General features: G+C 70.8%; 9 protein-coding genes and 1 rRNA gene. 7 read left to right on the forward strand and 3 right to left on the reverse strand.

Going from position 1 to position 10,508, the window contains the following annotated elements; translation table 11 throughout:
- Nucleotides 1–42: 42 nt before the first annotated feature.
- Complete coding sequence (locus ACFV9T_RS41980) at nt 43–756, reverse strand: phosphatase PAP2 family protein (RefSeq protein WP_385448986.1); 714 nt, start codon at nt 754–756, stop codon at nt 43–45.
- A 214-nt stretch (nt 757–970) separates the two neighbouring features.
- A complete protein-coding gene (locus tag ACFV9T_RS41985) occupies nt 971–1,978 on the reverse strand; it encodes an NlpC/P60 family protein (RefSeq protein ID WP_385448989.1) in 1,008 nt (335 codons plus the stop codon).
- Between the two features lie 182 nt (nt 1,979–2,160).
- On the opposite strand from ACFV9T_RS41985, the gene ACFV9T_RS41990 reads away from it, so the two are divergent.
- The 7 genes from ACFV9T_RS41990 to ACFV9T_RS42020 all read left to right on the forward strand — a co-directional run bounded on the left by ACFV9T_RS41990 (nt 2,161) and on the right by ACFV9T_RS42020 (nt 10,296).
- On the forward strand, nt 2,161–2,376 hold the full coding sequence (locus ACFV9T_RS41990) for a DUF397 domain-containing protein (RefSeq protein WP_385448992.1): 216 nt from the start codon (nt 2,161–2,163) through the stop codon (nt 2,374–2,376).
- A 267-nt stretch (nt 2,377–2,643) separates the two neighbouring features.
- Nucleotides 2,644–2,952: a hypothetical protein gene (locus ACFV9T_RS41995; protein ID WP_201881310.1), complete on the forward strand. Its 309-nt coding sequence runs from the start codon at nt 2,644–2,646 to the stop codon at nt 2,950–2,952.
- Between the two features lie 306 nt (nt 2,953–3,258).
- Nucleotides 3,259–4,146: a hypothetical protein gene (locus tag ACFV9T_RS42000; protein WP_385448994.1), complete on the forward strand. Its 888-nt coding sequence runs from the start codon at nt 3,259–3,261 to the stop codon at nt 4,144–4,146.
- Entirely contained in the window at nt 4,136–5,449 is a 1,314-nt protein-coding gene (locus ACFV9T_RS42005) for a hypothetical protein (protein WP_385448996.1), read from the forward strand. Before ACFV9T_RS42000 ends, ACFV9T_RS42005 begins: the two co-directional genes overlap by 11 nt.
- The gene (locus ACFV9T_RS42010) at nt 5,446–7,005 is read left to right on the forward strand and encodes an SCO6880 family protein (protein WP_385448999.1); all 1,560 of its coding nucleotides are present in this window, start codon (nt 5,446–5,448) and stop codon (nt 7,003–7,005) included. The genes ACFV9T_RS42005 and ACFV9T_RS42010 overlap by 4 nt, the downstream gene beginning before the upstream one ends.
- A gap of 83 nt (nt 7,006–7,088) precedes the next feature.
- Complete coding sequence (locus tag ACFV9T_RS42015; protein WP_385449002.1) at nt 7,089–8,507, forward strand: ATP-binding protein; 1,419 nt, start codon at nt 7,089–7,091, stop codon at nt 8,505–8,507.
- Nucleotide 8,508: 1 nt separating this feature from the next.
- Nucleotides 8,509–10,296, forward strand: a complete 1,788-nt coding sequence (locus tag ACFV9T_RS42020) for a hypothetical protein (RefSeq protein ID WP_385449005.1) — start codon at nt 8,509–8,511, stop codon at nt 10,294–10,296.
- Nucleotides 10,297–10,416: 120 nt separating this feature from the next.
- On the opposite strand, the gene rrf is transcribed toward ACFV9T_RS42020, so the two are convergent.
- Nucleotides 10,417–10,508 (reverse strand): 5S ribosomal RNA (gene rrf / locus ACFV9T_RS42025); the annotation flags it as partial.

Here is a 10,508-nt window from a genome sequence, read left to right on the forward strand (position 1 = left end):
GCCCGGCGCGATGCCGGGCCGCCCTTCGCGTACGTGTGCGTATCAGGCCGCGAGGTCCTTGCTGCCGCGCTCCGTGCCCGGCGCCCGGGTCTCAGGGAACTCCGGGATGCCGTCGCCCGCCGCGGCGGCCGGGGCGGGGCGCCGGGCCTGGATCAGCCAGCCGGCCCGCGACCCCGCGATCGTGGTGGTGAGCGGCGTCAGCAGCATCATCGCGAGCGGCGCCAGCAGCAGCGCGACCGCGGTCCCCAGCGCGAACCCGCCGATGACGTCCGTCGGGTAGTGCACGCCCATGTAGACGCGGCAGAAGCCCTCCAGCAGCGCGAGCCCGATCGCGGCCACCCCGAACCGCCGGTGGGCCATGAAGACCCCGACGGCGAGCCCCATGGTGAGCGTCGCGTGATCGCTGACGAAGGAGAAGTCGGTCTTGCCCGCCACCAGGACTTCGAGCCCCTGATGGTCCCGGAACGGCCGCGGGCGCTGCACGAAGCCCCGGATCGGGATGTTCGCGATCAGCGCGATCCCGGCGGCCAGCGGCGCCCACATCAGCCCGGCGACGGCCGACGGCGCGTCCTGCGGCCGCTTGCGCACGCTCCACCAGGCGCCGAAGCCCACCAGGGCGAGTCCGAGGACGATGCCGAACTCGCCGACGAACTCCATCACGCGGTCGAACCAGTGCGGGGCGTCCTTGGCGAGCCCGTTGATGTCGTAGAGAAGGCTGACATCGGGGTTCGACCCGTCCAGTGCGAGTCCAGCCATGTGCCGCGGCCCCTTATCTCTCACCTGTCGCTGCGTACAGCTGCCGACCCCCGTGCTTCCCCACGACCGACGGCCCCGGCGAGCGATGCCGAAGGGTGTGCCGCCGATCCACCTCCAGGAAACGCCCTCATCGCGCCAGGCGTTCCGTTCGCTACCCAACGATCACCGGGACGTTATCGAAGGGTGACCCGTCGTCGCAGCTCAGAGGGAATCCTCACGCGGCGTTGGACCGGGGCAGCGCTTTTGCGCCATCCTGCGTCACCCTCGTCGCCCCGATGTAGTCCGGGGAATCGATGGGGTCGAAGCGGATCACGGCACCAGTGTAGGGCGCGTTGATCATCTTCCCGCCGCCCACGTAGATGCCCACGTGGTGGATGGATCTCGGGTCGTCGAGGTCGTACGCGAAAAAGACCAGATCGCCGGGGAGCAGCTCGTCGCGCTTGGGATGCGGCCCGGCGTTCCACTGGTCGTTGGCGACGCGCGGCAGGTCGATCCCCACCGTCTTGTACGCCGCCTTCGTCAGCCCCGAGCAGTCGAACCGGCCGCCCTGCTCCGGGGTGCCGTTGCCACCCCACAGATACGGCTTCCCCAGCTGCTTCTGCGCGAAGTAGATCGCCGCGGCCGACTGCCGCGACGGCCGCACGGTCTGGGTGGGCGCCTCGAAGCTCTTGGCCAGGTTGGTGATGGTCTTCACGTAGTTCTGGGTCTCGCGGTACGGCGGCACGCCCTTGTACTTGAGCACCGCGTACGCGCCCGCGTTGTAGGACGCCAGCATGTTGTGCGTCGGATTGCCCGGCACGTCCTTCACGTACTTCGCGAGCGAGCAGTCGTAGGCGGCCGCGGACGGAATCGCGTCATTCGGATTCCAGATGTCCCGCTTGCCGTCCTTGTCGCCGTCCACTCCGTGCGACGCCCAGGTGGCCGGGATGAACTGGGCCAGCCCCTTGGCGTTGGCCGGGCTCTGGGCCTTCGCGTTCCAGCCGCTCTCCTGGTAGAGCTGCGCGGCGAGCAGGGCCGGGTTGATCGCGGGGCAGGAGTTCCCGTACCGCTGGATCAGCGGCGCGTACGACGCCGGGACGGACCCCTTCGCCAGTCCGACACTGCCGCCGCCACCACCACCCGCGAGGTTCCCGGCGACCATATAGGTGCCGAGAACGAGCAGGACGACGAAGGAAAAACAGACTCCGATACCGACGCTGACGCCCAGCCAGACCTTACGCACCCGGCCATCCTCCCCCATCAGCCCGCGGTACGAACGTCTTTCCGTACGCACGGCGAAAATCAGCCGCTCGCCAGCCGAAACCCTACGGGCGACCGGGGCCGGTCCCGGCCCGCCTCCCCGCGGAGCGCGTAAAGTCCGGCCCGTCCGAGCACCTCACACCCCATGACCCCCAAGGAACACGGATGACGCAGCTGGACTGGCAGCGGGCCTCGATCGACGAGGACGAGGAGGCGGGCGCCTACCTGGAGGTGGCCGCGGGCCCGGACGGCCAGATCTACATGCGCGAGAGCAACGACCCGGAGACCGTCGTCGTCACCTCCCAGGCCAAGTGGGAGGCGTTCCTCAAGGGGGTCAAGGCGGGCGAGTTCGACGACTTCGCGGAGGAACCGGGGGAATAGGGGAACCGGGGGAATAGGGGCCTCCGCTACCGATCGTTGCCCGGCGCCCACCCGCGTGATACACAGAGTGACCATAAGGCGCCTGAAGGCACCTGATGGACATGGCTCATCCTCCTGCCAGGCCACCGTGGTCCACAACACGTACGAGATCCGCCAAGAAATGCCGCCCAGTCGACATGCGGAAGCGGAATCGTCAGCGAAGATAGAGACTGACCCACGCCGGTGCGGCGGGGCACACAACTACCCATAAGGGGCGGTGAGTTCACTATGTTTCTAGCGGCCGAAAAGGGCGACATCAACACCATCATCGGCGGAATCGCCCCAGACTGGGGCCCCTTCGGAAGCCTAGGCAGCGAGGCCCGCGTGATGATCGAGGTCGTCATGGCCATCGCGCTGCTGCTGTGCTTCGGCATCGCGATCTGGGGCGCGGCCAAGCAGCGCATCGGCGCGACGGCGCTGCGCGACACCTTCAGCGCGGAGCAGGGCAAGGGCCTGATCGTCGCGGGGCTGACCGGCGTGTTCATCATCGGCTCGCTGGGCACGCTCTTCACGATCGTGTACGGCATGGCCATCTAGCCACGCCCCCGCCCGCCCCGGCCCGCGCCCCCGCGCACCGGAGCCGACCCCCCGCGCGCGGCGCACGCCCCCGCCCCGAGCCTCCGCCCCCGATCCCCCCTACCGGCCCCACCCTCCGTACCCGAGGCTGCTCCCTGATGCCCGCACCCGCCGCCCCCGTCGCCGAGGTCGTGTCAGTCTGATGTCCACTCACACCACCACGCCCACACGTCGGTCCGCGCCGCTACCGTCGTACCAGCGTGGCGGAACAGCGACCACGGACGGCACGACCGGCACAGCCGGAACGGTTGAAGGGGCGAACACGCGATGAGCCACGGCGACGGCGGCTACGGCGGTGACTACGACGGCCACGACACCGGCCGCACCCGCGGCACGGCACCCGGCGGCCATCTGACGCGCACCCGCCTGCCCGAAGGCGACGAGGACCCGTACGGGCCGCCCCGCCGCGGCCCCGGCCGGACCGCCAAGCCGAGCCGCAACCTGATCACGGTCGTCGGGGTCGTGGTCCTGCTCCTCGCCGCCATCGCCTTCGTCAACCGCGGCGGCCAGGACGACGGCGGCTCGTCCGACGCGGACTCCGGCGGCACCAACGCCGAAGCCCAGCCCACCGCCCCCACCGGCACCCGCCCGGTCACCGGCGAGAACGGCACGACGGGCATCGCGTCGGGCTTCGCGAAGACCCAGCAGGGCGCCCAGAGCGCGGCGGCGAACTACGCGGTGGCTCTGGGCTCTGCCGACATGCTCAACCGCGAGCAGCGTCACGCGATCGTCCCGCAGGTCTTCACCCCCACGGCCGCCGCACCGCTCCAGACCAGGCTCGACAAGGCCTACTCGACCAACGCTCTGGAAAAGATCGGGCTGGACGCGAACGGCAAGGCACCCGACGGCATGACCTACATCTCGCGCACCGCCCCCCTGGGCACCAAGGTCTCGAAGTACGCGAGCACCGCCGCGACGGTCGAGGTCTGGTGCACGGGGGTATTCGGAACGGCTGGCGAGGGTTCCAAGAATCCGGTCACCAACGACTGGTTCACCATGACCCTCAAGCTGCGGTGGACGGACAACGACTGGAAGGCCGAGAGCTTCTCGCAGAAGAGCGGCCCCGCCCCCGTCAACAGCGACAACACCGCCTCCACCGCCGATGAGATCGCCAAGGCAGTCGAGCAGTACGGAGGGTTCACCTATGCCCGCTAGCACGAGCCGCCGCGCTCTCACGCTCACGGGCGTCCTGGCGGCCGTTCAGACGGCCGCCGTCCTCCTGGCGACCCGTGCTGCCGCCGACCCGTCACCGGGCCCCAGTAACAGCGAGAACCCATGCGACATCGTGCATGGGGCAGCTCGGGACGCCTGCGAGAAGGGAAGCACCGACTCCCCGCCAAGCGTCTCCGACCCATCGAACCCCCTAGACCCCGCCGCCTCCCTCGCCCGCGGCTGCGCCGACGCCGCCGCATGGCTCATCGGCAAGCTCTCAAAGCTCGTCAAAGAGACGGCCAACGTCGACTTCACGAACGCGGCCTTCCTCCGCCAGTACGCCGTCGTCTTCGCCGCCTCGACCGTCCTCACCCTCATCCTCTGGCTCCTCGCCGTCGCCAAGCGCGCCATCCGCGGCGTCCCGCTCGGCGAGGCGCTCTCCGAGGCCATCGGCTTCCTCTGGCTGACGGTCCTGGCCTCCGCCTTCACCCCGCTCATCCTCTATACGGTCGTCACCGCCACCGACGCCGTCACGGACGCCATCGCCACCGGCACCGGCGCCGACAACGACGCCTTCTTCGGCTCGTTCGCCCAAGCCCTCAAGCGGGACGAGGACATCGGCGGCGGCCCCATCATGCTCATCGTCGTGTCGCTCGTGACGATCCTCGCGGCCGGTGTGCTCTGCCTCGAACTGGTCATCCGCGCGGCCCTGCTCTACGTCGGCGCGCTGCTCGGCACCGCCGTCTACGCCGGGCTCGTCGACAAGAACATGTGGGGGCACGTCCGCCGCTGGGCCGGGATCATGATCGCGGTGATCCTCGTCAAACCGGTCATCGTGATCGTCCTCGCCCTGGCCGGCGCGCTCTCCACCTCCGGTAACGAGCCCGACGCCTTCTCGGCCGTCGTCTCCGGCCTCTCCATCATCATCCTCGCCATCTTCGCCAGCGCGATGATCTACCGCTTCGTGCCCGGCTTCGGCGACGAGATCGTCAAGGCCCGCAGCGCCAGCGCCGACCCCGCGTCCCGTCAGGCAGCCGCGGTCATCAGCTCGCCCGCGGCCCTGGTGAAGCAGGGCATCAACACCCACAGCGCCCGCGGCGGGGGCGGCGACGGAGGCGGCGGAGCCCGCCCGGCCCAGGCCAAGCCCGCCAACCCCGTCTCCGGCGGCGTCGCGGCCCACAGCTCCCGCGGCAGCGGTAACGGCGGGGGAAGCGGCGCGAGCCGCACCGGAAACTCCGGGGGCGGGTCCGCCCCCCGTTCACAGAACAACAGCTCAGGCAACAACCCGGGAGGTGACCGGCGGTGACGGTCGATGCCCAGTCCCACGCCATCGCACCGCGCCGCACGTATCTCATCGGCCGTGCCCGCCCCAACGCGATCGTCGGCAAGAACCGCGAGACCGGTGAGATCGCGCTGATCATCGCGGGCGCGTTCATCGGGATGATGTGCGGCCTGCTGGTGCCGATGCTGACGCTGCGCATCGTCGCCCTGGTCGGCTTCCCGACCATCGCGCTGGCCGCCGTGTACGTGCCGTACAACGGGCGCACGTTCTACCGCTGGTTCGAGATCAACCGCTCGTACAAGCGCAGCGTCCGCAAGGGCACCACCGGCTACCGCTCCGCCGCCGCCGAAGCCGGTACCCGGTCCGACGGCCGCGAGGTGGAGGTCGGCCCGCCGCCCGGCATCGGCCGGATCAACTGGCTGGCCGCGCCGTTCGGCCCGGACGAGATCGCGGTCCTGCTGCACGCCGACCGCCGCACCGTCACCGCCGCCATCGAGATCGAGGGCCCGGGCGTGGGCCTGCGGGACAGCGAGGACCAGGAGGCCCTGGTCGACCGGTTCGGCACCCTGCTCAAGCACGTGGCCAACGGCGACGGCTTCGTGACCCGGCTGCAGATGCTGGCCCGCACCCTCCCCGCCGACCCGGACGCGCACGCCAAGGACGTCGAGCGGCGCGGCGACAACGGCTCCCCTGAGTGGCTAAAGGACTCGTACGACCAGCTGCAGTCGATGGTCTCCACCTCCTCCGAGCAGCACCGCGCATACCTCGTCGCCTGCATGCACTACACCCGTGACCTGGCCTCCGAGGCGCAGGCCATCGCCCGCGCCACCCGGCGCAGCGGCGGCGGCCGGATCGACAAGGACGCGGGCCTGGCCGTGATCATGGCGCGCGAGCTGACCGACATCTGCGCGCGGCTCGCCGAGGCCGACATCCGGGTGCGCCAGCCCCTCGGGCAGGGCCGACTGGCCTCGCTCATCCACTCCATGTACGACCCGGACCACCCCATCGACCACATCCAGGCGATGACCAAGCGCAACGCCTGGCCCGCCGAGCTGGACGCGATGGAGCCCACCTACCTCCAGGCGAAGACCCGCGAGTCCAGCACCCGCGAGCCGTGGTGCCATTCCACCGCCTGGGTGAAGGAGTGGCCCATGACGCCGGTCGGGGTGAACTTCCTCGCCCCGCTGCTCGTCCACACACCCGATGTCATCCGTACGGTCGCCGTCTGCATGGATCTGGAGCCCACGGAGATCGCGATCGAGCGGATGCTGACCGAAAAGGTCAATGACGAGGCCGAGGCCAGCCGCGCCGCGAAGATGAACCGTGCGGTGGACCCGCGCGACATCGCCGCCCACGGCCGTCTCGACCAGCGGGGCGAGGATCTGGCCAGCGGCGCCGCGGGCGTCAACCTGGTCGGCTACATCACCGTCTCCTCCCGCTCGCCGGAGGCGCTCAACCGCGACAAGCGGACCATCCGGGCCTCGGCGGGGAAGAGCTATCTCAAGCTGGAGTGGTGCGACCGTGAGCACCACCGCGCGTTTGTGAACACGTTGCCGTTCGCGACCGGTATCCGCCGTTAGCCGACCGCAGCTGACCGATAGCCGTAGAGGCGACGCAGAGACGCCGTAGAGACGACTGGGACTGGGACGATAGGGGCTCCGCCGTGGCCGATCCGATGACCGCCGTCACCGACGCGTTCACCAGCTTTCTGTTCGGGAAGGTGGAGACGACTCGGCTGCCGGTCCGTACGTCCACGGGGCAGGCGCAGGCCGTCTACCTCCCGACCGCGGCCCCGGGCCTCGGCGACTCGGGCGTCATCATCGGGCGCGAGGTGTACTCCGGGAAGGGCTACATCTACGACCCGTTCCAGCTGTACGGCCAGCAGCTGCCCGCCCCGCACTGGCTGGTGCTCGGGGAGTCCGGCAACGGCAAGTCGGCGCTGGAGAAGACGTACGTCCTGCGTCAGCTCCGGTTCCGCGACCGCCAGGTGGTGGTGCTGGACGCGCAGGGCGAGGACGGGGTCGGCGAGTGGAACCTGATCGCCCAGGAGCTGGGGATAACCCCCATCCGGCTCGACCCGATGGCGGCCCTCGACGGCGGCATCCGGCTCAACCCCCTGGACCCGTCGATCACGACGACCGGTCAGCTCGCCCTGCTCCGGACGATCATCGAGGTCGCGATGGGGCACGGGCTCGACGAGCGCTCCGGCTTCGCCCTCAAGGTCGCGCACGCCTACGTCAACGAGACCATCACCGACCGTCAGCCGGTGCTGACCGACATCGTCGAGCAGCTGCGCCACCCCGAGCCGGAGTCGGCGGAGGCGATGAACGTCGACCTGGACGACGTACGGGCCTGGGGACTGGACGTCGCCCTGGTGCTGGACCGGCTGGTCGACGGTGACCTGCGCGGCATGTTCGACGGTCCGACCACGGTCGGAATCGATCTCGACGCGCCGCTCATCGTCTTCGACCTGTCCCATATCGACCGCAACTCGATCGCGATGCCGATCCTCATGGCCATCGTGGGCGTCTGGCTGGAGCACACCTGGATCCGGCCCGACCGCAAGAAGCGCATCTTCCTGGTCGAAGAGGCCTGGCACATCATCAACTCGCCCTTCGTCGCCCAGCTCTTCCAGCGGCTGCTGAAGTTCGGCCGGCGGCTCGGCCTGTCCTTCGTCGCCGTCGTCCACCATCTGTCCGACGTGGTCGACGGCGCGGCGGCGCGCGAGGCCGCCGCGATCCTCAAGATGGCCTCGACGAGGACGATCTACGCCCAGAAGGCGGACGAGGCCCGCGCCACCGGACGGGTGCTGGGGCTGCCGCGCTGGGCGGTGGAGATCATCCCGACGCTCTCGCCCGGCATCGCGGTCTGGGACGTCAACGGCAACGTACAGGTCGTCAAACACCTGATCACCGAGGCCGAGCGCCCTCTCGTCTACACCGACCGGGCGATGACCGAGGACGGGATCGCCGTCCAGCTGGCCGCCGAGGCGGAGGCCGAGGAGCGAGCCGCGGCGGCGGTCGAGGCCGCGGCGGAGGCGGACCCCTACGGCGGCCCGTCGTACGGCTCCACGGTGGCCTGACATGGCGGCGGGGCAGTACCGCGGCGGACCCGCGGAGCAGGGCCACGGAAGACAGCGGCCCCCGGAGGGCGGTATTCCGGACGGCCTGCTCATCGGCCTCTTCGCCTTTCTGCTGGGGCTGATCGGGCTCGTCTGGTCGGCGACCGGCCTGGCCGGGCTCTTCGCACACGGCGCCTGGCCGGACGGTCTGACGTTCCTGCACACGCCCCTGGCACTGCGCCATCTGGTGGAGGAGCCGCACAACCTGGCGGCGGCCTGGCCCGCCACCCCGAAGCACCAGCTGTCCGGCTACGGGCTGTTCTGGGGCATCCTCATCGGCGAGCTGATGGTGCTGATCGTGCTCACGGTCTTCGCGGTGGGCACCCTGGCCCGCTACCGGCTGGTCCGCGCCAGGCGCCGCGCCGCCCGCGCGGAGGCGGCGTCGGGCACGGCCGATGGCGCGGGTACGGAGCGTGCCTCTGGCCCCGCGTACGCCCGTGAGGGCCCGGCACACGGCGTTACGGCCGCCACGGCCCCCTCGGCCCCCGAGGCAGCCCTCGACCCACCACCCCGCCACGCGACGGCGGCAGGCCCCGGCAGACCAGGCGACGAGCACATCCCGGCCGCCCGTCCCGAGACCGCCGCGCCGGGCCCCGCCAGCGCGCCCAGAACGGCCGACGTGGGCACGGCCCCTGCGGTCGGCGCCGCCGCACACGACACCGCGACCGGCCCCGTCCCCACGGAACACATCGCCCCGCTCTCCCCGGGTCCTGACGGCCCGTACGGCCCCCAGGACCCGGCCGCCCCGGCCACCGCGTCGCCGCAGCCGCCGCCCGCTCCCGATGCCGACCTCGCCGCCGCCGGGCTGTTCCGCCCCGGCGGGGAACCGGCCCGCTCCCGCGTCCTGTTCGGCGCCGAGCGCGGCGAAGCCGCCGCCCGGGCCGTCCTGGAGGCGGTCGGCCCGGTTCTCGTCCTCACCAGCGATGCCGGTCTGTGGGCCGCGACCAAGGACGCCCGCGCCAAGTTCGGTCCCACCCATGTCTTCGACCCCTCCCATCTCCTCGACACCCCGGCGCGGCTGCGCTGGAACCCGGCGGACGGGTGCGACTCCCGCGAGGTAGCGGCCGCCCGTGCCGCCGCCCTGCTGGCCCCCGTGCGCCCGGCGCACGCGATGGACCAGCCCCTGGCGCAGGCCGCGGAGACGATGCTGCGCTGCTGGCTGCACGCCGCCGCGGTGGACGGCCGCCCGTTCCGCCATGTCCACCGCTGGGCGCAGGGCAGTTCGGCGCATGAGCCGGTACGGATCCTCCGTACCCACCCCAAGGCGGCGGGCGGCGCGGCAGGCGAGCTGGAGGCCACACTCACCGCGCACCCCGAACGCCGCGATATGGCGCAGGAACTGACGGCCCGTGCGCTGGGCGCGCTCTCCTCGATCCATATCCGTGACGCGTGCAATCCGGGGCGAGCCGACGCGCTCGCGCTGGAGTCATTCGTCGGTGAAGGGGGAACGCTTTATCTGATGGGGGAATCCATCGAGGATCCCCGGTCCCACCCGGGTGCGATGCCCTTGTTGACCGCACTCGCCTCGCACGTGGTCGAGCACGGCCGGCGCATGGCCGAACGGTCATCCTCCGGTCGGCTCGACCCACCACTCACCCTCGTCCTGGACGACGTGGCCGCCGTGGCACCGCTTCCGGCCCTGCCGGACCTGCTGGCACAGGGAGCCGCACAGGGGCTGCCCACGCTGGCGCTGATGCGCTCCCAGGAGCAGGCCCGAGCCCGCTGGCCGCACCGCACGCTGGTCGGGTAACCGGAGACAAAGCCTGATCCACTGGCCCACCGATGCGCTGATCCGCTGGGAAGACCTGGTGCTGAACGCAAAAATGCCTCGGTCCCGAGCATGAAATGCTCGGGACCGAGGCTAAATATTGTTCGGCGGCGTCCTACTCTCCCACAGGGTCCCCCCTGCAGTACCATCGGCGCTGAAAGGCTTATCTTACGGGTTAGGAAAGTAACCGGGCG

This window comes from Streptomyces sp. NPDC059850, from assembly GCF_042731515.1.
Classification (GTDB): Bacteria; Actinomycetota; Actinomycetes; order Streptomycetales; family Streptomycetaceae; genus Streptomyces.